Origin of the sequence: Shewanella sp. WXL01, assembly GCF_012263345.1 — a bacterium.
Taxonomy (GTDB): Bacteria; Pseudomonadota; Gammaproteobacteria; order Enterobacterales; family Shewanellaceae; genus Shewanella; species Shewanella maritima.
In genome coordinates this window covers 993,815-1,017,599 of record NZ_JAAIKQ010000001.1, presented here as the reverse complement: position 1 = coordinate 1,017,599, position 23,785 = coordinate 993,815, and the positions used below count along the sequence as shown (strand labels likewise).

Genomic DNA, 23,785 nt, shown 5'->3' with positions numbered 1-23,785 from the left:
CAGACATAAAAAATGCGGCTTCATAGCCGCATTTTTTATTGTTTTGTAGTCCAGACTCTTGCACTTTGCGCCACATTAACTAGCGCCGGATGAAGTACACTGCAACACCAGTAAACAGAATGCTCGGCGCCATAGCCCCTACTGCAGCGGGTAACTCATACACAATGCTCATCGGGCCGAATATTTCATTACAAATGTAGAAACTAAAGCCAGCGACTACCCCAAGTAATACCCGTGCACCCATGGTGACGGTTCTAAGTGGGCCAAAAACAAATGAAAGCGCCACTAGCATCATCACTGCAACGGTCACCGGTTGCATTATCTTGCGCCACAGCGCCAACTCATAACGGCTAGCTTCCTGATTGTTTTGCTGCAGATAATCTAAATAACCAACTAAGCCTTGAATAGACAGAGCCTCTGGTTTTACCGACACCACACTCAGTTTGTCAGGGGTTAAGGTCGACTGCCAAGATTGATTCTCTACGTACGAAGGTACGATTCTATCTGGCTCGACTTGAGTCTTTTGCACCTCAGATAATAGCCATTCATCACCCATATATTCAGCGGTTTTAGCATGGCTCATGCTGACCAAGTCTTGCTTATCATTGAACTCATAGAAGGTGATATTGTTAAGCTTCGTGACCTCTTGTACCTCACCAATATTGACAAACATATCACCGTCTTTCGCCCACACGCCGCGGTGAGAAGCGATCATGCTACCGCCTGAAAGCTTCAATGCTTGCATCTCTTTAGCCACGCGTTCAGACACTGGCGCGCCCCACTCACCCAAGGCCATCACCATAATCATCAACGGAATAGCGGTTTTCATGGCTGACTGAGTGATCTGCAAACGCGATAACCCTGACGCTTGCATCACCACCAATTCAGAATTTGACGCCAACATGCCCATACCAATCAATGCTCCAAGCAGCACCGCCATAGGGAAGAACATCTCAATATCTCGCGGGATTAAGAACAGTACATAAACACCCGCATCCAACATGGTGTAAGTACCACGGCCAACAAGGCGAAGTTGGTCAACCCATTTAATAATGCCCGACAGGCCCGTCAAAATAAGTAAGGTCAACGCCGAGGTGCTTAAAATCACTCGCGCAATATAAAAGTCTAAAATCATGCGCTTTTCACCTGCTTACGTTTAAGTCCATTAAACAGCTTCAAGGCTTTTGGCCTTTCTTTACTGAGCAGCAATAGTCCCATGACCAAGGCACTTGCATGGATCCACCACATACCTAGCTGCGCAGGAATAACCTCATCTTCAAGCGCTTTACGCCCTGCGACCATCAGCCCAAAGTAGCCAAGATACAGCAAAATAGCTGGGAAAATTTTGGCAAACTTACCCTGGCGTACATTCACCCTGGCAAGCGGTACTGCAATTAAGGTCATCATAGGTATCGCTAAGGGAATGGCGATGCGCCAATGGAACTCAGCCACGGCTTCTGGGCCAGGCGTGTTAACCAATTCATCGATAGGCAATGCTGACAAACGGCGATTACGTTCATCTACTTGCTGCTCTTTAATCTCCATTTGGTAGCCGCCAAACTCGATAATTTGGTAATTAGGTGCTTGCGCACTCCCCTGATAACGCGTACCTGAATTAAGCTCGAGTTGCTGACTTCCGTATTCATCTTCGATAACGCGGCCATTGTTTGCCACCACCACATTGGTGATATCAGAATCACTATCTAAGTCTGGTAACTGAGCAACAAATACTTTCTCTAGCTGGTTATCTTTGCCAATTCTCTCTACAAACAATACCGCACGGCCATTGGGACTGGTTTGAAAGCGCCCTTGTACAAGCGCAGCTAAGCCAGCTTCAGATTGAGCTTGCTCCAGCACCTGATTTTGTTGCTCTTCAGCCCATGGACTGACGTATATCGCCAGTATCGCGGTGACAATGACATTGAACAAACCAAGCAATAAAGTCACACGAGTAACGTACCACTCAGAGACGCCCACACCATGCAAAATCACCATTTCATTCTCAGCGTACATGCGGCCATGGGCAAGCAAAATACCGAGGAAAAAGCTTAAGGGTAAAACCAACACGGTTAACTGAGGTAAATTTAAACCTAACAGGGTAAGCACTAGTGAGGCAGGAAATTCGCCGTCCGAGGCATCGGCCAAAACGCGAACAAACTGTTGGCTAATAAAAATAGTTAACAGCACAATTAATACCGCGAATTGTGCCTTTAAAACTTCGCCAATCAAGTATCTAAATACAATCACAACAAGGATCCGGGAGCTTAACTTATCTTTTTACTGGTAACAGGCTATCTTTCATGTAAACTGTCTACTTTTAGCAGTTTTGATAATTTTCTGACCAGCTTGGAAGGTGCTTCAAAGCATTCATTTGCTGAGTTGATTGCTGACAGCAATTTGCAACCAACGACTCATTTACTTATTACAATAATGACAAGCAAAGTAAGCAAAAGTTTTGAATGAAAGAAGTTTATCACCTAAACGTTATTCATGATGGCGATTTCGCCGAAGTGAAACATTATCTTATAAATATAAAAATTTGTCTTTAATAATCTAGGAGTGCTCATGGAGTTTAGCGTAAAGAGCGGCAGCCCAGAGAAACAACGTTCAGCCTGTATCGTTGTGGGCGTATACGAACCACGCCGTTTATCTGGTATCGCGGAGCAATTGGATAAAATCAGTGAAGGTTATATCAGTAACCTACTTCGCCGTGGTGACCTTGAAGGTAAACCAGGGCAAATGTTACTACTTCACCATGTACCAAACGTATTAAGTGAGCGTGTTCTACTGGTTGGTTGTGGCAAAGAGCGCGAGCTAGATGAGCGCCAATACAAACAAATCATCACAAAAACCATCAACACGCTTAACGAAACTGGTTCAATGGAAGCTGTATGCTTCTTAACTGAACTGCACGTAAAAGGCCGGGACACCTACTGGAAAGTTCGTCAGGCAGTTGAGAGCACACAAAACACTCTTTACACCTTCGACACGCTGAAAAGCCGCAAAGGTGAAACCCGTCGCCCACTTCGCAAAATGGTATTCAATGTACCAACTCGCCGCGAACTCACCATTGGCGAACGTGCAATTGAGCATGGCGTTGGCGTTGCAGAAGGTATGAACCTGTGTCGCGACGTGGCAAACATGCCGCCAAACATCTGTAACCCTGCTTACCTGGCATCGCAAGCTCGCCAAATGGGTGAAGTTTACGAGAACCTAAAAATCACCACGGTAGGTGAAGAGCAAATGGCAAAACTAGGCATGAACTCATACCTAGCAGTGGGCCGTGCAAGTGCCAATGAGTCAATCATGACCATCATGGAGTACCAAGGCGCAGTCGATAGCACTGAAAAGCCAATCGTACTTGTTGGTAAAGGCTTAACCTTTGACTCAGGCGGTATTTCACTTAAGCCTGGCGAAGCCATGGACGAAATGAAATACGACATGGGCGGTGCAGCCGGTGTTATCGGTGCAATGAAAGCCCTTTGTGAGATGAAGCTACCAATCAACGTGATTGGTATTCTAGCTGGCTGTGAAAACATGCCATCTGGCAATGCTTATCGCCCAGGCGACATCTTAACCACTATGTCAGGTCAAACTGTTGAAGTACTTAATACTGACGCAGAAGGTCGCCTAGTGCTATGTGACGTATTAACTTACGTTGAGCGCTTTGACCCTGAACTGGTTATCGACACAGCAACCCTAACTGGTGCTTGTGTGATTGCCCTTGGTAAACACGCATCAGGCCTATTTAGCTCGCACAACCCGCTAGCCCATGAGCTACTCAATGCAGGCGAGCAAAGTGGTGACCGCGCATGGCGCATGCCGCTATGGGATGAGTACCAAGACATGCTAGACAGCCCATTTGCTGACATGACCAACTTAGGTGGCCGCCCAGCAGGTTCAATCACAGCAGCTTGTTTCCTTTCTCGCTTTGCTAAGAAGTACAACTGGGCACACATTGATGTGGCAGGTACTGCTTGGAACAGCGGCGCAAACAAAGGCTCAACGGGTCGTCCTGTGCCACTACTAGCACAATTCCTGATCAACAAATCAGGTGTTGAAGCTGGCGAATAGTCCCTAACGAATAGCTGCTAACGAATAGCTGCTAACGACAGCTTAAAATGATAAAAGGTGAAGCTCAGGCTTCACCTTTTTTGTTCATGGGACGAATTAATCTGCCGCTCATATCAATGAGCACTGAAATTTAAGTGGCAAATGCCACCTGCCCCTAGCTTATAACTGAGGTTTTAGTATAAAATTCTCGTTCAATTAATTGCCTATATTCATTAATGCCTCAAGCTCAATTTTTCCTTATGCCTGCTCTTGCAGCCAATACCACTGCCATTGATGCAGTGTATCTTGCTGCTTGCCAGTTGGCTGAGCAAAATTATCGTCAGCAGCGCAGTGTTTATATTCATTGCCAAGACAAGCAACAGGCCCATGCAATTGACGAACTACTGTGGCAATTTGAGCCCACAAGCTTCGTTCCACACAACCTCAAAGGTGAAGGGTTAATCAATGGCTCGCCAGTGGAAATTGGCTTTGATCCCGTTGGCCCAAATAAAAGTCGCCAACTACTGATTAATCTTGCACAACAAGTGCCGCAATTTGCGGTAAACTTGCCAGATATTATTGATTTTGTCGCGCAAGACGGTGCGTTAAAACAACAGGCTCGCCAACGCTACCGCCAATACCAACAACTTGGCATGCAAGTGAGCACGCAACCGCTTGCCGTTTAACCCATATTTTTACTGAAGAAATTACGCACCCATGGAAAAAACATACAATCCTAAGTCGATAGAACAGTCTCTGTACCAAAACTGGGAAGAGCAAGGCTACTTCAAGCCGCACGGTGATACGTCACAAGGCAACTACTGCATTATGATCCCGCCACCGAATGTCACAGGTAGTTTGCACATGGGTCACGCGTTCCAAGACACCATCATGGATGCGCTAACTCGTTACCAACGCATGAAGGGCAAAAACACCCTTTGGCAAGTGGGTACTGACCACGCGGGTATCGCTACTCAAATGCTGGTTGAGCGTAAAATTGAAGCCGAAGAAGGCAAAACTCGTCACGACTTAGGCCGTGATGCGTTTATGGACAAAGTATGGGATTGGAAAAACCAATCTGGCGGTACGATTACCAAACAGCTACGCCGCATGGGTGCATCAGTTGATTGGGACCGTGAGCGCTTCACTATGGACGAAGGCTTATCAAAAGCCGTTCAAGAAGTGTTTGTTCGCCTGTACGAAGACGACCTAATTTACCGTGGTAAGCGCCTAGTAAACTGGGACTGCAAACTACAAACGGCAATTTCTGATCTTGAAGTAGAAAACAAAGAAAAGAACGGCAGCATGTGGCATTTCCGCTTCCCACTTGCTGACGGCGCATTAACCGCTGACGGTAAAGACTATTTAGAAATCGCTACTACGCGCCCTGAAACCATGCTGGGTGATAGCGCAGTTGCGGTTCACCCAGATGACGAGCGCTACCAATCGCTAATTGGTAAGCACGTAATGCTGCCTATCGTTAATCGCCCTATCCCAATCGTGGCAGACGACTATGTAGACATGGAATTTGGTACGGGTTGTGTGAAAATCACTCCAGCACACGACTTTAACGACTATGAAGTAGGTAAGCGTCACAGCCTGCCTATGTACAACATCTTTACTTTAGATGCAGCTGTACGCGCTCAAGTTGAAGTGATCAACACAGATGGCACACCAAACAAAGACATCGAAATCGCGCTACCAGAGCGTTATGTGGGTCTTGATCGCTTTAAAGCAAGAACCAAAATCGTTGAAGAGTTTGAAACTCTAGGCCTGCTTGAGAAAATCGAACCACATGGACTTAAAGTACCTTATGGTGACCGCTCAGGCGTAGTTATTGAGCCTATGCTGACTGACCAATGGTATGTTGCGGTTGCGCCTATGGCGAAAACTGCCCTAGAAGCCGTTGAAAATGGCGACATTAAGTTTGTGCCACAGCAATACGAAAACATGTACTACTCTTGGATGCGCGATATTCAAGACTGGTGTATCTCGCGCCAGTTATGGTGGGGGCACCGTATTCCAGCTTGGTATGACGAAAACGGTAAAGTTTACGTTGGTCGTAACGAAGCTGAAGTGCGTGCTAAACACAACATCGATGACTCAGTGAACCTGCGACAGGATGATGACGTACTTGATACCTGGTTTAGCTCTGCGCTATGGACCTTCTCTACTTTAGGCTGGCCTGACAACATTGAAGATTTAAAAACCTTCCACCCAACCGATGTGTTGGTTACCGGTTTCGACATCATCTTCTTCTGGGTTGCGCGCATGATCATGATGACCATGCACTTCATTAAAGATGAAGACGGCAAGCCACAAGTACCATTTAAAACGGTTTATGTGACTGGCCTTATCCGCGATGAAGCAGGCAACAAGATGTCAAAATCTAAGGGTAACGTACTTGACCCACTAGATATGATTGACGGTATCGATCTTGAGTCATTAGTCGAAAAGCGCACTGGCAACATGATGCAGCCGCAACTAGCAGCCAAGATTGAAAAGAGCACCCGTAAAGAATTTGCTGATGGCATTGAAGCTCATGGTACTGATGCGCTGCGCTTTACCTTAGCGGCAATGGCATCTACTGGCCGTGACATTAACTGGGACATGAAGCGTCTAGACGGTTACCGTAGCTTCTGTAACAAGTTATGGAATGCATCACGCTACGTGCTGATGAACACAGAAGTGCAAGAAGAAGGCGCTGCTGAAGATGCAATCGGTAAGGCACTAGATTGTGGTCAAAACGATGGCGAGATGCAGCTTTCTTTAGCGGATCGCTGGATCATTAGCCTGTTCAATCAAACAGTACAAACGTTTGATGAGCATATGGCAGCATACCGCTTTGACCTTGCAGCTAACACACTTTATGAGTTCACCTGGAATCAGTTCTGTGACTGGTACCTTGAGCTAACTAAGCCTGTATTGCAAAATGGCAGCGAAGCTGAGCAACGTGGTACTCGCCACACCTTGGTAACTGTACTTGAGAAGATGCAGCGTTTAATGCACCCAATCATGCCTTACATTACTGAGACCATTTGGCAGCGTGTTAAAGGTTTAGCAGGCGTTGAAGGCGAAACCTTGATGTTAGCTCAGTTCCCTGAGTTCGATGCAGCAAAAGTTGACCAGCAAGCAATGGCTGACATCGAATGGGTTAAACAAGTGATTGTTGCTGTGCGTAACATCCGCGCCGAGCTAAACATTGCGCCATCTAAGCCGCTTAATGCCCTGCTTCGCAGTGTAAGTGAGCAAGATAAGGCGCGTCTTGAAGCTAACCAAGCATTCTTCAAGACCCTAGCGAAGCTTGAGTCTATGACCATACTGGCAGACGATGAAACTGCGCCTATGTCGACCACTCAACTTGTGGGCGAAATGGAGCTGTTAATCCCAATGGCAGGTCTGATTGACGTTGCAGCTGAAATGGCGCGTATCGATAAGCAGTTAGATAAACTACTTAACGAGACTAAGCGCATTGAAAGCAAGCTTAATAACCAAGGTTTTGTGGCAAAAGCGCCTGAAGCGGTTATTGAGAAAGAGCGCAGCAAACTGGCAGAGTTTACTCGCGACATCGAGAAACTTAACGAGCAAAAAGCTGAGCTGGCTAAGTTAGAAGACTAGGCTAGAAGACTAAGTCAAAAGACTAGGCTAGAACGCTAACGCCGCTAATAAGCAAAAGTACATCAAAGGCAGCCAATTAGGCTGCCTTTTTGTTTTCCCCATTCCCGGCTTTCCACATACAAAGCCAATCTCCTTCCCTCAAACTTGCCAATTTTTGATACAAAGCTAAACAGATATTCGATGGATAATACCAATTGGGATAAATAAGTGATCAGAGATTACGCAGGAAAAATCGCTTAGAACAAGGCATAAATTGCAGCTAGCTAGTTGTTCTAACTACAAAATTTATAACGCAGTTATAGGCGATTTTAACCAGTAAGAATGATCACATACTTGTGCTAATTGGTATAAACACACCTGTGTTGCTAAATTGTTGCTATGATGAACAATTGAGGGATAATCAGGATGTTAATGAAAGTTTTTATCAAGTTTTAGGTTCTTATTAACTCAGTACAAGCTAACAAATGGCCTTGAGAGAGCATTAGGGGAATAGAGTGACTAAAACAATAAGCTACATGGCAGTAGCCATTGGCACAATAGCATCAAGTATGGCTTTGCAGGCACAAGCAGCCAATATCTACATAATGGATGACAATAACCAACCTATGGAGAATATGGTGGTTTACCTTCAATCTAATAATCCTGCCGCATTTGCCACTCCCGCTTTAGCCTCTGACTCCTCAACAGCTCAGGCACTTCAAAACCCAGTTGAAGTGCATCAAAAAGACAAGCAATTCAGCCCATACATTACCGTTGTGCAAAAGGGTTATCAGCTCAAGTTTGTTAATGATGATGACATTACCCATCATATCTACTCCGCTTCTGGCCCCAAGCGATTTTCATTTAAGTTGCGCCAAGATGGCGTTAACAAAGACATGGTATTCGACCAACTTGGGCATATTTCAATGGGCTGTAATATCCACGACTGGATGAGTGGTCATATTCTCATTGTCGACACGCCGCACTTTGCAAATACAGACAATAAAGGATTAGTCAGCTTTGACAATATTGCCCCAGGGCAATACCAACTTGTTGTTTGGCACCCGCAACTTCAAGCAATAAACAATCAAAATAGCTACCAGATTGACCTGCCACTTAGCAAGCCGCTAACCCTGACGGTGACGGACACCATGGGTGAAATACCGAGTCAGCAAAGCCTGGATGATTTTGAATTTCTGGAAGGATACTAATGCCGGCACTGTTTAACCGTATTCAAACACGAATTTTTGCTTGGTTTGTACTGCTACTGCTGGCAGTACAAACCATCTCGTTCGCCCTAACCTACTATGGCAACGAGCTACTTGAGCAGCAACAACTGAAAAACCAGCTGTCGATAGCCAAGTTAGTGTTTAAGTCTGAATACAATGACCGCGCTTATTATCTGTCTGCGTTTGCAGAAACCGCTGCCAAGGATTTTGGTCTGAAAGAAGTGTTCATCGACAAGGATAGCCGCAGCTTTTTGGTCGCCCTAAATAACCATCGTAAACGCATTGACGCCGACTTAGCTATCGCCGTTGACAAGCAAGGCAAAATAATTGGTCAATTACTCACATCACTTGATGACGCTAACAAAGGCAAAGTGAAAGTCGGCCCAGAGCAAGGTCAAGCATTTAAGCAAACATTAGACTTTGAATTTATCACCATCAACACCTTGTATGCACTGCAAGGCAATATCTACCAGCTCAGTTTTGCGCCGCTAACCAGTGGTGCAGGTAACCTTATCGGTTGGGTAGGCTTTGGTTTTGTCATTGGCGATGAGTTAACTAATAACTTATCCGAGCAAACTGGTTTAAATACGGGCTTTATTCTCACAGAGCCAAACTCACAACTAGATGAGCCAGCATTTGATGCTCAGCTCATCAGTATTTCTAACCATGATATTACTGAGCGAGATAAAAAAGTAATAGGTCAATTAATCTCGAGCGGGCAACACCATAAAGATTACATTTTATGGCAGTCTTCTTTAGGGCAAATAGACGAGCAGCAGCTACATGCCTTTATGTATATAAGTCAGCGTGACGCCCTTGCACTGGCAGCGTCACACGAACAATGGTTCCCTCAATTAGTGCTTATCTTAATTATGTTGCCCGTATCTTTGATGGTGGCTTACATGATTGCCCGCGGCGTGACTAAGCCAATCACCTTACTAATCAATCAAGCGCGCTTTATTGCTAAAGGTAATTACAACTCCAAAGTAGAGGTGGGTAGCAGCACGGAAATGCTGGCATTGGCTGAAGAGTTTACCGTGATGCAACAAGCGATTTTAAGTCGTGAGAATAAAATTGCCTTCCAAGCCTACCATGACCCTTTGACCAATTTGGGTAATAAGAACAAACTCAGTCAGGTCACTGCTGACTGGTTTGCTAATAAATCACCTTTAGCGATTTGTCTTATCAACATTCGCCGCATGACTGAAGTAAACGGCACCCTAGGTCACCTGGTTGGCGACAAAGTCATTGTCGAGGTTGGTCGACGCTTATCAGAGTTTAGTGAAATTGATCTGGTGTGTAGGCTTAGCGGCGATGAGTTTGTACTCGCCATTAAAGAGATACAGTCTAGCGCGTTTAACCAGCTTATCCGCAAGGTGCAAGAAGCAGTGGAAGCAGAGTATCGCTATCAAGATATTTCACTGCATTTGCAAGTTACCATAGGCGTGAGTTTTGCCCATTACCCGAGTGATTTGCAAACTGTGATGCGCCAAGCCGATACCGCGCTGCAACACGCCAAGCGTAACCGTATCGATCTACAAACATACAGCCAGCAAATTGATGCAAACTCGCTCGACAGACTGCAGCTAGTTAATGAACTCAAAGCGGCGATTGAAAATAATGAGCTGGTACTGTTTTATCAGCCTAAGCTCAACCTTGCTATTAACAAGGTCACCCATGTCGAAGCGTTAGTGAGATGGCAGCACCCTGTTAGAGGCATGATCCCACCGGATACCTTTATTCCAATTGCTGAACAAATGGGGCAAATGAACGCCCTCACCCACTGGGTTATCCATCAAGCGCTTAGCCAATATCATTTATGGTTAGCCGAGGGGATTGAGCTAGCTATTGCGGTTAATATATCGGCAGAAAATCTAAAAAATCAAAGCTTTGGTGAGTTTGTGCTTAGCGCGATTGAGCAACACCAAGTACCGATAGAAGCGCTGACACTAGAGATCACCGAAGATGCAGTTGTTGCCGACCCAGAAAACGCAATCAAGCAGCTCAACCAACTTAAGCAACATGGTTTAACGCTATCGATTGATGACTACGGCACTGGCTACTCTTCGCTCGCTCAGTTAAAACAATTGCCAGTAGATGAGCTCAAAATCGACAAGTCATTTGTACAAAATCTAATGACAAGTGACGACGACAAAACAATTGTGAGCTCAACGATCCAGCTAGCCCACAATCTAGGGTTAAAAGTGGTTGCAGAAGGCATAGAGGATGAAGGCTCGCTTAAATGGCTTGCCAAACATAATTGTGAGTTAGGGCAAGGGTTTTATCTTTCTAAACCTGTGGATGCCAAAATGTTAGCAAACTGGCTAGTACGCTCACCTTACGGCCAAAATAGCGCTGAAACCTAGCCCCCTTACTAGCATTACCAATTAACACGATATCCGTAAAAACAACAATAAGGAGTACGGATGAAAGCTTGGCTTGAGATGCAAAATAAAGCGCGATTAGGTAGCAGATTATGCCTAAGCGGTATTTGTGTTGCTCAGCTTAGTTTTGCAGCTCCACTCTTAGCAACAGAAAAGGTTGCAACAGAAAAGAGAGCGACAGAAAAGCTAAAAGCGGAGCACGACTTTGCGGCTGTGATTGATATGCGTTTAACTCATACTTCTGGCGCAAGCAGCGATACAAGTCACACCAATGCTGGCCTAGGAAAGTATCGATTTGATCCTGGCAATCAGTTATCACTTGCTCAGGCTGGACTCAGTTATACCCTGGATTGGGACAACCCTTTTTCAGCCCACCTTATTGCCAATGCTTATGTCGACCAATCTAACCCCAGCTTAGGGATCACCGAAGGTTTTATTAAATACCGCTCACTACCGAGTCAATCAGGGCTGCGCGCTCAGGCAAAACTTGGGCTGATGTACCCGACCATCTCGCTAGAGAATATCGCTACAGCCTGGGCATCACCTTATACATTAAGTTACTCAGCTATAAATAGTTGGCTAGGTGAAGAACTGCGCCATGTGGGCGCTGAGTTTACACTTGAAAAACTCGGCAAGTTCACCAATTCCAAACACAGCTTTACCTTATCTGGAGCGGCCTTTAAAAACAATGACACCGCAGGCGCACTGCTTGCTTGGCATGGCTGGACCAATAGCTCAAAGCAAACCTTATTGCAGCAGCACGTGAAGCTAAGCAAGATGCCAAGCTTAGATGGCAGTTTAAGCGGACAAGCCAGAAGTTCCGATCCCTTTATCGAACTAGATAACCGCTTTGGTTATCATGTTCACGGTCAGTGGCAGTATCGCGGATATGGCAAACTCACAGCTGGCTACTACGACAACAATGCCGACACCAGTATCGTAATCAATGGCCAATATACCTGGCTCACTCGCTTTTCTCACCTAGGGATCAAGTGGCGACTGCCATACAAAATTGAGCTGCTTAGTCAGTACATGAATGGCAGCACGCTAATGAGCGCACCAGATGGCACTGATGCCGTCAACAACGATTACCAATCGGGATATATCATGTTAAGTCGGCGCTGGGGAGTACAAAGATTAAGTGTTCGCGCTGAGCAGTTTTCAGTTACAGATCACGACTCAACCCCAGATAATAATAACCACGAACAGGGACACGGATTTACTGCATCCTACCAGTACCGAATAAATAAGAACTGGTTCATTCATGGTGAGTACAATCATCTATACAGCGAGCGCCCGGCGCGAAGTGCACAAGCTCTGCCAAGTAAACTCACCGAGAACCAGTACCAACTGGCGATGCGATGGTTCTTTTGACTTGCCCACCTCATCGTAAAAGTGTTAACGCATTTCTAGAACGAACAGCTCAAACTTTAAAACTCAACTTGGGCTGCTCAAATCGGACATCTATCTTAGAAAAGTTAACCAAATAAAAATCGAAGAACGGTTATCGAAAAAGACTAGTTAACCTGAACTGTGGATAAGGAAGTGATAACCACTACCTAGGCCTGAGTTATACCTCACATTATGTTTCTAGCGAGATAGTTTTTGTTTAGTTCAAGGCGAAGCTACGCGTCAATAGCTAGCCTATTGCAAGTAGCTTCAACGAAGAAATAGGCAAAAATAGCCGTTAGAAACCGATTTATTATCCAGAGTTCAGGTTATTTATGCAATTTGTATATGAATTCAGCGTCAAAAGCTAAAAAACAACAATTAGCTCTCCATTTTAGCAACACAACCTTTGGTAAATAGTCACAAATTAGGTAAAGTGTTGGGCTATTAATTCGAAGCTAATAATCATAATAAAGGTGAATTATGGCAACTCCTCCTAACTCAGTGAACGATCTGAGTGAAGTAAAACAATTAGGTATGTGGGCCTCGATTACCAGTTTAGGTTATCTATTCTGGTTAGTTGGTGGCATGGAATTGGTTGAGCGTATTGCATATTACGGCGTTAAAGCCAGTGCCGGTCTTTATGCAAAATCACCAGCATCTGAAGGTGGCCTAGGTATCGACCTGCATGACTACGGTATTATTCTTGCCATTTGGGCACTACTGCAAACATTCGTTCCTGTGTTTACCGGCGGTATTTCTGACCGTGTGGGTTATAAAGAAACCATTTTTGCATCAACAGTAATCAAGATTGCCGGTTATCTGTGTATGGCATTCTTCCCTAATTTCTGGGGATTCTTAGGTGGCGCTATGCTGCTAGCCGCGGGTACAGGTATCTTTAAACCGGGTATTCAAGGCACACTGGTATTATCCACCAGACGAGAAAACACCTCCATGGCCTGGGGCATTTTCTATCAGGTAGTGAACATTGGTGGCTTCCTAGGTCCTCTCGTTGCGGTGCATATGCGCCAGCTTTCTTGGGACAATGTATTTTATGCCTGCGCTGCGATTATCTCGCTGAACTTCCTATTCTTACTGGCTTATAAAGAGCCTGGTAAAGAAGAGCGCATCGAACGTGCTCGCAAAATCAAATCGGGTGAAATCCAGCAAGAGTCATTATGGATAGATGCTTGGCAGGAGCTGAAAAAGCCGGTGGTAATCTACTACATGTTAGTCTTTGCCGGATTCTGGTTCCTGTTCAACTCACTGTTTGACGTATTACCTATTCACATTGCTGAATGGGTTGATACCAGCATTATCGTGACCTCACTATTTGGCCCTGAAGGCACCAGCAGCGGTATTTTGCAGTTCTGGCTTGGTCTAAACAATGAAGGTACTCAGGTGATGCCAGAGGGTATGCTTAACCTTAACGCCGGTATGATCATGACCACTTGTTTCCTTGTAGCTGCATTTACTGCTAAGTACCGTATTACCACTGCGATGCTAGTAGGCTGTATTTTAAGTATTACTGCCATCATGTTTGTCGGCTTGTTTAATGCTGCTTGGATGATTGTATTAGCCATTGCCATGTTCTCATTGGGTGAGATGATGATCAGCCCGAAAAAGAATGAGTTCATGGGTAATATTGCACCTGAAGGAAAAAAAGCCATGTACCTAGGCTTTGTGATGCTACCTCAGGGTATCGGCTGGACATTAGAAGGTTACTTCGCACCTAAGCTGTATGAAATGTACGCCTCAAAAGAAGTGATCTCACGCAATGAATTGTTAACTAATGGTTTATCGCAAGCCGATGTTGACGCTATCCCTCAAGGTGAGGCCTTTATGCGTTTGGTAGAAGTAACGGGCATTGAAGCGCAGCAACTTACCCATAACCTGTATGCTGCTAACAATATCGGTATGGCTTGGTACATCATTGCAGCTATCGGTATTATCTCAGCTGTGGGTATCTACATTTACGGTAAATGGTTACTGCAAATGCAAAAACAGCAGCAACAAGCTGCGGCGCAGTAAATCCGATTAAGCCTCAAACTGATTTAAGCTAAATGGCTAACGCCAAGAGCAATATAAAAAGGAGACCATTTGGTCTCCTTTTTGTTGTTTAGACTCCAGTTCAAGCCTTGCTAGTAACTGGTCAATTGTTGCTTGAGCTCACTGTATCGAGCAAACAATGGATGGGATTTTTGAGCTAACTCAGGGAAGCGTTTATCTATCTTTTCCACCAGCATTCTTGCTTGAGATATCTCATCCGCATCAACTAAGCCTTGTAGGCGCTCAAGAGCTTTTTCGGCGGTATCTAGCGTTATTACTCTTTCCTCATACTGATCAGTTCCAAGCTGCTTAGCGCCGTTTGCTAACGCCTCAGTTGGCAAACTTCGCTGTTTTGGCGTTGCTAACATATCACTTGCAGTTGTACCTGCTGCACTTGAACTAGCCGTTTGCGCTGAAGGCTCAGCCATAGCTTCAAATCCAGAGTTATCTAGAGGCGCTGCACTTTGTCTGCCATCACCTGCTTCAATTGCCTCGTCAGATGGTGCACCGGACATCATCAGCATCGGCTTGGCTTGCATTTCACTGGGCATATTGGCATCAACTACGGTCTGTTTAGCACCTTGTTGCATCAACTCTGGATTTAATAGAAACAAGCCCGCCACCAGCATGACTGAAGCCGCAGATGAAACACCGAGTTTATGCTTTGACCACCAACTGAGCTGCACCACCTTTTTGTCAGCTTCCATCTGCGCTTCTGCGGCAGAATGTACCTGCTGATGCGATTGAGACGCTAACGCCAGAATTGCCGCATCAATATGCTGAGGCGGCAGCTCTAAATCCTGCTGATGATATTGACTACGGATCTCATCTTGCAGCTTGGCAAAGGCATTATCATCCATGTTTTGCTTAGTTTTATCACTCATTAGCCTGTCTCCTGCCATCTTAGGGAGATACAGTTTTTAATGCTCTGATATGCATAACGAATACGGCTTTTTGTCGCCTCTAGTGTAACACCTGCAATTTCGCTGATTGACGCTGCGGTAAGACCTAGCTCAACATTTAGTAAAAACGCCTCTTTTTGGGTTGCCGGCAGTTTGGCAATACATGCTTGCATATCTTGCTGCTGAGCTGATACGGTAGCTTGCTGCTCGGGTGAATTAGCTTCCGAATCAGCAATACTATCCATATGATCGGCTTGTTCGTCAGAAGTTGGAGCTTGGGTTAAATCTAGCGGCCTAACTGCGCGAACATGGTCAATCACCAAATTGTGGGCAATCTTATAAAGCCAGGTAGTGAATTTAGCCGTAGCTTGATAAGACGCTGCCGCCTTAATCACCTTACCCCATGTATCTTGATATAGGTCCTCAGCCAACTGTTTATCACTTAGCTGGCGCACAAAATAGCGATACAAGGCCCCTTTATGCTTTAAATAAAGCTGTTCAAATGCGCTGCTATTACCAGCTTGATAGTCCAGCATAAGCTGTTCATCTGATGTTTCTGCTGCAGATAATGATGCTGCTTGCGACACAATTTATCCTCATGCTCATTAGTTAGCCACCTTATAATCTCGCCCCTGAAAATGATTTAACAATAAATATTGCAGTGGCTTTTGTTGTTGCTCAATAAACTGCAACACACCTTGATACGAAGGCGACCGATTTGTTTCTGCGCCAGCTTTGGCGAGTGTATTTAATTTAGCATAGTCAAAGCTGCGCATATAAGGATTATGGTTAAAGGCTTGGACTAGGCCGGCTACTGCAGCAAAACTCTGCATATAGCCACTAGCAGTTTCAATACCTCGGATCTGGCTAGGCGCAGCAATGCGGTACTGACTGCCACAACTTTGTGTTAGCGGTTTTAAAGTGCTGTTCGGCTTGCCCTGAGTAAACAAACCATACTCGGGTTCAGGTTTAACTGGCAGGCTACTACCGGGCTGATTTTCTAGTTTAAGGCTCACATAAGCAATGGAGTCAGGAAAACGATTAACATCGATGCAGCCCATTCCAAGCCTGCTGGCTTGCTGCGGAGTAAAACGCGCTGCTTCAGTCGTTTGTTGAACATCATCAAGGTTATTGCCACTACTTAGCTGCGTGGCATCTAAGCTAAGCTTTAGCTGAGAGCGCGAAGAAGAGCCGTGATAAGACGTGTTTAAATACAGCTCAAACATCATCACAGATACAGGGCTAACATCTATGCCTTTGGATTTACTCTTGTCGTCAGCAAGTCGATAATCAACTGGATTATATCCAAGCAAACGATATTCGCTGATCTGACGCGGATTAAAGCTCACCTGCAGCAAGCCTTTACCTAACATAGCTGCAGGCACCTTTACAGCAAGCATCAACAACGCAGCATCAGGATTATAAGGTGAACTGGTTATCTCACTGCGCCACAACACCTTAGGAAAAACCGCCTGACTTGCGCCGGGGCGATATGCGTGCAACTGTGTAGTGTCGTTATCATGGGGCCGATGTTGGCGGAAAATGGGCACAACGGACTCATCGCCAAAATGGTCAAAGCTTGTATGGTTAAAATCGAGTTGCGCAGCTAAAGGCAACAACGCTTGGTCAACAGTATTTTGCCATGGCAGCGGCAAGCATAGTGACTTATCGGCGCAGGACTGCCCAAGCTCTACTGGCGTACGTAAATCTAACTCATTAAGGTTGAGCTGAGTGAAATTGAGCGCTAGCTGCGAAATCGGCGTTTCAGCCGCTACCCTCAACCCATTAAAGTGGCGTGGCTTAATATTAAGCTCTGAGCCTTGCTTTAAGCTCGCAGCAGTGAGCGCCATACTCATTAAACAGAGCACCACCACCGCACTTAACAAGAATGCTGGGCGTTGATGCCAACTAATGTTGGGTAACCTTGATGCGAGCTTTGCAAAGCATTGCTCATGCTTTGCACCAAGCTCTTTTTCTTTTGTATTTGGCGACTTTGTTTCTTGAGTGATTTTTTTGCAGCAATCAGTTTTACTGCGTTTAATAGATAGTGCCATCTTAGATCCCCTTGATGAACAATGCTTATGTCTATATAAACGCAGCAAAAACAAAAAAGGGTTAATCTGACTTTGAATGTGGGGTTGAATGTGACTCTGAGTTTTCAAAAATACCTAAAAGTTCAGGTTGAAGCAGTAAACGCTCTTCCTGAGTGAAAAACTCGTTATGCATTTCAATGTACTCTTGCTGAAACGCTTTTTGCTGCATAATGGCATCTATTCTATCGATTAATTGTTTGCCCATCGGGGTTTTAGCACATACCATGTAGCCGCGATCGACCTTTTCTACGCCGCGGATCATCACGGTATCAAACTCCAACTGTTTATTGTTGCGCTCTAAATAAGCGCTAACCTCTTCAGAGTATTCAATAATAGCTTTAACACGTCCTACCGCCATCATATCGATTAAGGTTTCCGACGAGTCCATGCCACCACGCTTAAAGAATAAATCAGGGCTTTGTTCAATGTAGGCGTTAATGGTATCGCCGTAAGATCGATTTAACGCCACACCAATGCTGTGCTTCGCTATAGTATCAGGCTTGGTTAAATCGACGGGATGCGGGAATAAATGCGCATTTTTCTTGAGGGTGATAAGTCTTAAAGGTGGGTAAATACTGATAGGCAACTTGCTAAAGTAACCTAATTTTTCTCGCTCAGGGCTTTTAAACTTATTATACATACAAGCATTACCAAGGCGGTTAAGCTCAAACCACCCCCTTTTAAAGCTTACTTGTTGTTGCTCAAACTCAAGGCTACCCGCAGAGTGCTTAAGCAATAAGCTTAGCATTCCCATAGGTTGCTCTTGAGTTAAATTAACATCTTCTTGGTCAGTGTCCGCAAACACTATGCCTTTTAGCGGCGTGGCATGTACAGGAGAAAACCACAACAAAATAAGACCAATAATAACGACTGAATTTCTTAGCATCTATGCCCTAACCCTATTATTATATTTTTGGATTAATTGCACTAAGCTCACGACTAGCTACGTCTTGTATCAGGCTAGCTCAGCTCAACTACGTGCAACACAACTTGCTATTTCTTCCTAAAGCAATTGGCCTCCTGCCGTTACTTTCCCTCCTGTAATTCGAATAACGGTAAATGATGAACTATCGGCTAAAAGTAAAACTCCAGCGCTTTTTCTAACACAGCAGTGTCATCGACTGATGCAAAACGCTTGTGGATATCAAAAAACTCTTGCTGAAAAGCCTTACGCGACATCGCCGCATCCACTTGCTTAATTAACTTTAGTCCATATTCTGTTTTTGAGCAGACAAAGTAGCCTGCAGATGCCTGATTGACCTGCTTAATCGCAATACTGCTCACTTGCTGTGGCAAGTCATTATCTTCAACGTAACTTGCTGCAAAATCACTGTACTCAATTACCGCATTCACTCGGCCTTTAACTAGCATATCAATCAGTTTACGAGATGAGTCACCGCCCTCTCGTTTAAAAAAGGGCATATCAGATAAGGCAATCTTCTCATCAATGACTTTGCCATAAGCACGTGATGCCGACACGCCAATAAGACCGAGCTGCCAATCCTTTAAGGTATCTAGGTCAATCACCTCTGGAAATAAGTGACGCTGCTGTTTCAATACAATTAAGCGCAGTGGTGGATACAAGGTAATGGGATACTGGCTGTAGTAAGCGACTTTTTCACGCTCTGGCGTTTTCAGCTTGTTGAACATACAAGCATTTTCACGCTTACTCAGTTCTAACCACCCACGGTTTAAACTCACCTGGTTATGGGAAAAATTCAGCATGCCATCGCTGTGTACATGCAACATATCGAGAATACTCATTGGCTCAATTTCAGAAATATCCAGGCTGCCGTCTGAAAACACTCCCATTACCACAGCCTTTAACGCATCTTGTGTTTTGGGGTGGGAGTTTTTGCCGGATTCAACGGTATGTGCTAGGGCAGCAGAGCAAACACCAGAAAGTACGATGATTGCTAGCATAAATAGCTGTCTGAAAATCTTGTTATAGTTTGTTATCTTTCTCATCATTGTTATGGTTATTTTTATCAGTTTTTCCCGTTAAACCCTTATAAAATCACAGCCTCCATCTTTACCACACTCAATAACAAACTCCAAACATTTCCATAATATCAGTACGGTTTTTGCCGAAATGAGTTTTCACAAATCTAAACTGAGTGTTAGCCGCAAAAAACACTGCAAACTAAGCAAAAATGCTATTATCTAGCCCGTTTTTTTATAGCCTAAGTCACATTGCGCTAGTTTGTTGTGGAATTAGCCAGGTTTCAGCGACTTAGGATAGATTCAATGTGAATCACCATCAGTATATTGAGGAGTTAACATGCAAGCGCTTGTTGCCGTTGTAATGGGATCAAAAAGTGATTGGCCAACTATGGAAGCCGCAGCTCAAATTATGGACGAGTTAAAAGTTCCATATCATGTCGAGGTGGTTTCAGCGCACCGTACTCCAGATAAATTAATGGATTTTGCTAGCACAGCAGCAGACAAAGGTTACAAGATTATCATCGGCGGTGCAGGCGGCGCAGCTCACCTACCAGGTATGATTGCTTCTAAAACCCCGCTTCCTGTTTTAGGTGTGCCAGTGCAAAGTAAAGCACTTTCAGGTATGGATAGCTTGCTTTCAATCGTACAAATGCCAAAAGGTATTGCTGTCGGTACGCTAGCGATCGGCACAGCAGGCGCGTTCAACGCAGGTTTACTTGCTAGCCAAATCCTTGCAACGCAGGACCCTGAGCTGATGGAACGCTTAAACGCATTTAGAACTGCGCAAACTGAGACGATTTTAGAAAATCCTGATCCGAGAGAAGCATAATGACACAACAAAAGGTATGGGTACTGGGTAACGGTCAACTAGGTGCAATGCTTGCTCATGCTGGTCAACCACTGGCACTTGACGTTCGCCCTGTTGATATCATGAACCCAACGGATGATAAGCTGCCGCTGGAAGATAACGACATCATCACTGCAGAGCGTGAGCTTTGGCCTGAGTCATCTACCAGCTTGCAATTAAGCGAGCACCCAAACTTTATCAATGGTGCTATTTTTGCGCGCTTAGCTGACCGCTTTACCCAAAAAAGTCTACTTGATGAGCTTGAGGTTGCAACTGCGCCATGGGAGCTAGTAGAAGATGAAACTCAAGAGTCTAATTTACATCAGGCCTATGGCGATCGCGTATTACTAAAGCGCCGCACTGGTGGTTATGACGGTAAAGGTCAGCACTGGCTAAAACAAGCTGAGAGCACCACGATTCCTGCTGACTGGCGCAATGAAGCGATTGCCGAGCAAGCGATTAACTTTGACGAAGAAGTGTCCTTAGTTGGCGTGCGTACCCAAGATGGCCGTTGCCTGTTTTACCCATTAGCGCTGAACCTGCATCAAGATGGCATCTTGATGGCGTCAGTAGCACCACTTGCTCGCCTATCTCACCTTCAAGCTGAAGCTGAACGTATGCTTAGCACCATTATGAATGGTCTTGAGTATGTAGGTGTAATGGCAATGGAGTGCTTCCGTGTTGGTGATGAGCTTTTAGTGAATGAGTTAGCCCCAAGGGTGCACAACTCAGGTCACTGGACTCAAGCAGGCTGTCATATCAACCAGTTTGAATTACACCTGCGCGCGCTGTGCAACCTACCTATTCATACACCTCAAGTAAACTACCCGTGTGTGATGGTTAACCTGATTGGTATTGAAAAAGACGACCGTTGGATAAGCCTGCCAAATGCCGAGCTATTTTGGTACAACAAGGAAGTCCGTGTCGGCCGTAAAGTCGGTCACTTGAACTTATCAGCCCATAACGATGAGCTAGTGCAAGATAGTATTGCCAAGCTAAAACAATGGATGCCTGAGCAATATCAAGCGCCACTTGAGTGGATTATAAAAGAGTTCAGCTAGTACTCGATTATGACTAATGCAATTGTAAAAGGAGCCTATTGGCTCCTTTTTGTTTAAAGTCATCGCAGCAAAATGGCTATAACAAGCCCTCGCCCAACAGTATATACATCAGGGCATCTACCACAAACAGTGCTCCAATGCCGCCTAACATAAGCGGCATAATCACCTGACTTGCCTTGTCCACTTTTTGATTAATTCGCTGCAGTAACGCGGCGCTATTGTCTTTCATAAATACTAAGATCAGTGGGATAAGCAAAAATGGCACAGCATAGGCCAGGTTATACCCCACCAGCACCAACAGCATTTCAATTTGCGTTAGCTGCTCTTTAATCAGCTGATTTACCAAGGCAAAATAAGGCAGTGCAAACGGCATCCCGACGAAGTTAAGCACTGCGCCATAACCAAAGGCTTTCATTGGCGTTAGCTCACCCGACTCTTGCGGTTTATCTCCCTGCTCTGCTGGTTTTTTTAGAGCGAGATACAGCAATAGCGCACCGATAACTAAACTAATAACATAATCAATCGGCAGTGGGTTATTAAGGCGCCCTGAGATACTTTCAAGCATAGGTGCCAGCAGCACACCCGCCGCAAAATATGCCAGAGTGTGACCAATTAGAATCGCCATGCTGTGGGCAACTGGTCGTGAGGTACCTGCTGCATAAACCATGAACGCCAGTAACACAGGGTTAAGTACGTCCACTAACAAAATTGGACCTGTGATAAGCAAAATGTCGCTCATTAATAACTCCCTCTACAGCGGTAATAAATGCCTGCTAGTTATACCAATCAGCACAAGTATGTGATCATTTATCCTAATTAGTATTAAGTGTGCTAGAGGCTAATCGTTAATCACTCTTTAAATCTCTGGTGATAGGTTCACTTCTTAAACCAATATGTTTCAGATTAAACATAAAGTTGTTACAACGCGAAATAATACCTATAGAAACCTTCAATGAGACACATCTGCCACTTTGAACTTTACGACTCACAAAAAATGCTCCTTTACAGGAGCATTCTAGTTTTCGCCTTTGGTGCCTACTCTTCACTAAAACGTTTTACTGGAAAGTAACTCAACCATCGAGGCTGTTAAAGAATAGCCGTTAGCCGAAGAATAGACGCCACAACCACGAAGAATCAAGATCTTCCTTACAACCACGATATTGAGTAGCGTATCGACGAGCACGATCATCTACTTTTTTAGCGACAGGACCAAGCCATTTCTTTTTCTTGTAGGTACCGCGTTTATAGCCGCCCCAACCTTCATGGTAATTAAGGTATTGATTTTTAGCATCCCACTTAGAAACACCGTTGATTTTATGGGTTTTGCTGATAAACCAGCCCATAAAATCCATGGCATCGGCGAAATTATCTCGGCTCGACCATGAGTTGCCCGTTTCTCTAACATAGTCATCCCAAGTCATGGTTTTAGCCTGAGCATAACCATAGGCATCACTGGCTCGGCCAATTGGAATAAAGCCCCAAAAATATTGCATAGGCGGCGCGGCATTATGTTTAAACGAGCTTTCTTGGTACATCATGGCAATGGGGACATGTACAGGTACCCCCCATTTATCACGGGTATCTACCGCAGCGTTGTACCAGGAGCGATTCTCTTTGAAAATGGAGCAAATATTATCAGGGTCTTTTGGCGGTGGCGTGGCGCAGCCAGCGAGGGACAGTAACAACAAGCAACAAGCAGGGCCGATAAGGCGCTTCATACACAAACCAATCAGTGAATAATCAATGGCTTTAGTGTCACATCTTGTTTTCGCTAATGCAATCACCTCATTACTGTAATTAGAGGGCAATTAAGTGTTGATTGCTAATTGCCTACTAGCTGTGAGCTGGCCTCACATTGATAGGACTCTTGTTGCCACACAACAGCTTGCCAGTAGTCACTATTCTTACCCGCATAGATTTTGTCAGTTTTGAACTTAGCAGCCAGATGATAGCGAGTATCGTCTTCGACTATCACTGTTACAGTTTTGGTGCCGCGGGCACTGAGCGAGACTTTTAACTGCGGCGCAGAAATTAACTCGGCGAGGGTGAACTCATACTCACCCACGGGCAGTATGTAATAAGGTCTTGAAATAACGGGCATGCCGTTTAAGTGGGTCACCACTGCGCGGTAGTAGCTACCTTCACCAGCAGGATTTTTAAAGGCAGCAACGACCCCACAAGGAGCGTATTCAACTTGGGATGCGCACGAGGTGAGTAGCAAGCTGATACTTGCCACA

19 protein-coding genes are annotated in these 23,785 nt (G+C 45.0%); 9 read left to right on the top strand and 10 right to left on the bottom strand.

Translation table 11 applies throughout. The features are described from left to right. Nucleotides 1-79: 79 nt before the first annotated feature. Both lptG and lptF read right to left on the bottom strand, forming a co-directional pair. Entirely contained in the window at nt 80-1,135 is a 1,056-nt protein-coding gene (gene lptG / locus G3R49_RS04365; RefSeq protein ID WP_130598096.1) for an LPS export ABC transporter permease LptG, read from the bottom strand. After that, nucleotides 1,132-2,247, bottom strand: coding sequence for an LPS export ABC transporter permease LptF (gene lptF, locus G3R49_RS04360; protein ID WP_167868731.1), 1,116 nt, complete (start codon nt 2,245-2,247; stop codon nt 1,132-1,134). Before lptF ends, lptG begins: the two co-directional genes overlap by 4 nt. 318 nt (nt 2,248-2,565) lie before the next feature. On the opposite strand from lptF, the gene pepA reads away from it, so the two are divergent. From pepA to G3R49_RS04325, 7 genes are all read left to right on the top strand, one after another. Next, nucleotides 2,566-4,074: a leucyl aminopeptidase gene (gene pepA / locus G3R49_RS04355; protein WP_130598098.1), complete on the top strand. Its 1,509-nt coding sequence runs from the start codon at nt 2,566-2,568 to the stop codon at nt 4,072-4,074. Between the two features lie 215 nt (nt 4,075-4,289). Then, a complete protein-coding gene (locus G3R49_RS04350; RefSeq protein ID WP_167868730.1) occupies nt 4,290-4,739 on the top strand; it encodes a DNA polymerase III subunit chi in 450 nt (149 codons plus the stop codon). A 31-nt stretch (nt 4,740-4,770) separates the two neighbouring features. Then, nucleotides 4,771-7,671 (top strand): valine--tRNA ligase, encoded by a 2,901-nt coding sequence (locus tag G3R49_RS04345; protein WP_167868729.1) that lies wholly within the window; start codon nt 4,771-4,773, stop codon nt 7,669-7,671. Nucleotides 7,672-8,165: 494 nt separating this feature from the next. Next, nucleotides 8,166-8,861, top strand: a complete 696-nt coding sequence (locus G3R49_RS04340) for a hypothetical protein (protein ID WP_348633905.1) — start codon at nt 8,166-8,168, stop codon at nt 8,859-8,861. Further along, nucleotides 8,861-11,245 (top strand): EAL domain-containing protein, encoded by a 2,385-nt coding sequence (locus tag G3R49_RS04335; protein WP_167868728.1) that lies wholly within the window; start codon nt 8,861-8,863, stop codon nt 11,243-11,245. The genes G3R49_RS04340 and G3R49_RS04335 overlap by 1 nt, the downstream gene beginning before the upstream one ends. 60 nt (nt 11,246-11,305) lie before the next feature. After that, nucleotides 11,306-12,637 (top strand): hypothetical protein, encoded by a 1,332-nt coding sequence (locus G3R49_RS04330; protein ID WP_210147089.1) that lies wholly within the window; start codon nt 11,306-11,308, stop codon nt 12,635-12,637. Between the two features lie 498 nt (nt 12,638-13,135). Continuing rightward, a complete protein-coding gene (locus tag G3R49_RS04325; protein ID WP_167868727.1) occupies nt 13,136-14,683 on the top strand; it encodes an MFS transporter in 1,548 nt (515 codons plus the stop codon). A gap of 110 nt (nt 14,684-14,793) precedes the next feature. Here the strand turns inward: G3R49_RS04325 and G3R49_RS04320 are convergent, their stop codons facing one another. The 5 genes from G3R49_RS04320 to G3R49_RS04300 all read right to left on the bottom strand — a co-directional run bounded on the left by G3R49_RS04320 (nt 14,794) and on the right by G3R49_RS04300 (nt 19,619). Next, nucleotides 14,794-15,585 carry a hypothetical protein gene (locus G3R49_RS04320; protein ID WP_167868726.1) on the bottom strand — a complete coding sequence of 264 codons (792 nt, stop codon included), beginning with the start codon at nt 15,583-15,585 and terminating at the stop codon, nt 14,794-14,796. Further along, complete coding sequence (locus G3R49_RS04315) at nt 15,585-16,139, bottom strand: sigma-70 family RNA polymerase sigma factor (RefSeq protein ID WP_167868908.1); 555 nt, start codon at nt 16,137-16,139, stop codon at nt 15,585-15,587. The genes G3R49_RS04320 and G3R49_RS04315 overlap by 1 nt, the downstream gene beginning before the upstream one ends. A gap of 69 nt (nt 16,140-16,208) precedes the next feature. After that, nucleotides 16,209-17,657 carry a hypothetical protein gene (locus tag G3R49_RS04310; protein WP_167868725.1) on the bottom strand — a complete coding sequence of 483 codons (1,449 nt, stop codon included), beginning with the start codon at nt 17,655-17,657 and terminating at the stop codon, nt 16,209-16,211. A gap of 61 nt (nt 17,658-17,718) precedes the next feature. Then, entirely contained in the window at nt 17,719-18,582 is an 864-nt protein-coding gene (locus tag G3R49_RS04305) for a transporter substrate-binding domain-containing protein (RefSeq protein ID WP_167868724.1), read from the bottom strand. 188 nt (nt 18,583-18,770) lie between these two features. Then, nucleotides 18,771-19,619 (bottom strand): hypothetical protein, encoded by an 849-nt coding sequence (locus G3R49_RS04300; protein ID WP_130598106.1) that lies wholly within the window; start codon nt 19,617-19,619, stop codon nt 18,771-18,773. 358 nt (nt 19,620-19,977) lie between these two features. Here G3R49_RS04300 and purE point away from each other — a divergent pair, with 358 nt between their 5' ends. Continuing rightward, complete coding sequence (gene purE / locus G3R49_RS04295; protein ID WP_167868723.1) at nt 19,978-20,469, top strand: 5-(carboxyamino)imidazole ribonucleotide mutase; 492 nt, start codon at nt 19,978-19,980, stop codon at nt 20,467-20,469. Beyond that, nucleotides 20,469-21,548, top strand: coding sequence for a 5-(carboxyamino)imidazole ribonucleotide synthase (gene purK, locus G3R49_RS04290; protein WP_167868722.1), 1,080 nt, complete (start codon nt 20,469-20,471; stop codon nt 21,546-21,548). Before purE ends, purK begins: the two co-directional genes overlap by 1 nt. 76 nt (nt 21,549-21,624) lie before the next feature. On the opposite strand, the gene G3R49_RS04285 is transcribed toward purK, so the two are convergent. The 3 genes from G3R49_RS04285 to G3R49_RS04275 form a co-directional block, all read right to left on the bottom strand. Beyond that, nucleotides 21,625-22,287: a GAP family protein gene (locus G3R49_RS04285; protein ID WP_130598109.1), complete on the bottom strand. Its 663-nt coding sequence runs from the start codon at nt 22,285-22,287 to the stop codon at nt 21,625-21,627. A 361-nt stretch (nt 22,288-22,648) separates the two neighbouring features. Then, nucleotides 22,649-23,266 (bottom strand): hypothetical protein, encoded by a 618-nt coding sequence (locus tag G3R49_RS04280; protein WP_207234115.1) that lies wholly within the window; start codon nt 23,264-23,266, stop codon nt 22,649-22,651. A 104-nt stretch (nt 23,267-23,370) separates the two neighbouring features. Then, nucleotides 23,371-23,784: a hypothetical protein gene (locus tag G3R49_RS04275; RefSeq protein ID WP_348633904.1), complete on the bottom strand. Its 414-nt coding sequence runs from the start codon at nt 23,782-23,784 to the stop codon at nt 23,371-23,373. Between the last annotated feature and the right edge of the window lies 1 nt (nt 23,785).

What these genes read in the sequence shown, in the direction of transcription:
- lptG (WP_130598096.1), bottom strand. Translation starts at nt 1,135, where the DNA reads ATGATTTTAGACTTTTATATTGCGCGAGTGATTTTAAGCACCTCGGCG.
- pepA (WP_130598098.1), top strand. Translation starts at nt 2,566, where the DNA reads ATGGAGTTTAGCGTAAAGAGCGGCAGCCCAGAGAAACAACGTTCAGCC.
- G3R49_RS04350 (WP_167868730.1), top strand. Translation starts at nt 4,290, where the DNA reads ATGCCTCAAGCTCAATTTTTCCTTATGCCTGCTCTTGCAGCCAATACC.
- G3R49_RS04345 (WP_167868729.1), top strand. Translation starts at nt 4,771, where the DNA reads ATGGAAAAAACATACAATCCTAAGTCGATAGAACAGTCTCTGTACCAA.
- G3R49_RS04335 (WP_167868728.1), top strand. Translation starts at nt 8,861, where the DNA reads ATGCCGGCACTGTTTAACCGTATTCAAACACGAATTTTTGCTTGGTTT.
- G3R49_RS04330 (WP_210147089.1), top strand. Translation starts at nt 11,306, where the DNA reads ATGAAAGCTTGGCTTGAGATGCAAAATAAAGCGCGATTAGGTAGCAGA.
- G3R49_RS04325 (WP_167868727.1), top strand. Translation starts at nt 13,136, where the DNA reads ATGGCAACTCCTCCTAACTCAGTGAACGATCTGAGTGAAGTAAAACAA.
- G3R49_RS04320 (WP_167868726.1), bottom strand. Translation starts at nt 15,585, where the DNA reads ATGAGTGATAAAACTAAGCAAAACATGGATGATAATGCCTTTGCCAAG.
- G3R49_RS04315 (WP_167868908.1), bottom strand. Translation starts at nt 16,139, where the DNA reads ATGCTGGACTATCAAGCTGGTAATAGCAGCGCATTTGAACAGCTTTAT.
- G3R49_RS04310 (WP_167868725.1), bottom strand. Translation starts at nt 17,657, where the DNA reads ATGGCACTATCTATTAAACGCAGTAAAACTGATTGCTGCAAAAAAATC.
- G3R49_RS04305 (WP_167868724.1), bottom strand. Translation starts at nt 18,582, where the DNA reads ATGCTAAGAAATTCAGTCGTTATTATTGGTCTTATTTTGTTGTGGTTT.
- G3R49_RS04300 (WP_130598106.1), bottom strand. Translation starts at nt 19,619, where the DNA reads ATGCTAGCAATCATCGTACTTTCTGGTGTTTGCTCTGCTGCCCTAGCA.
- purE (WP_167868723.1), top strand. Translation starts at nt 19,978, where the DNA reads ATGCAAGCGCTTGTTGCCGTTGTAATGGGATCAAAAAGTGATTGGCCA.
- purK (WP_167868722.1), top strand. Translation starts at nt 20,469, where the DNA reads ATGACACAACAAAAGGTATGGGTACTGGGTAACGGTCAACTAGGTGCA.
- G3R49_RS04285 (WP_130598109.1), bottom strand. Translation starts at nt 22,287, where the DNA reads ATGAGCGACATTTTGCTTATCACAGGTCCAATTTTGTTAGTGGACGTA.
- G3R49_RS04280 (WP_207234115.1), bottom strand. Translation starts at nt 23,266, where the DNA reads ATGAAGCGCCTTATCGGCCCTGCTTGTTGCTTGTTGTTACTGTCCCTC.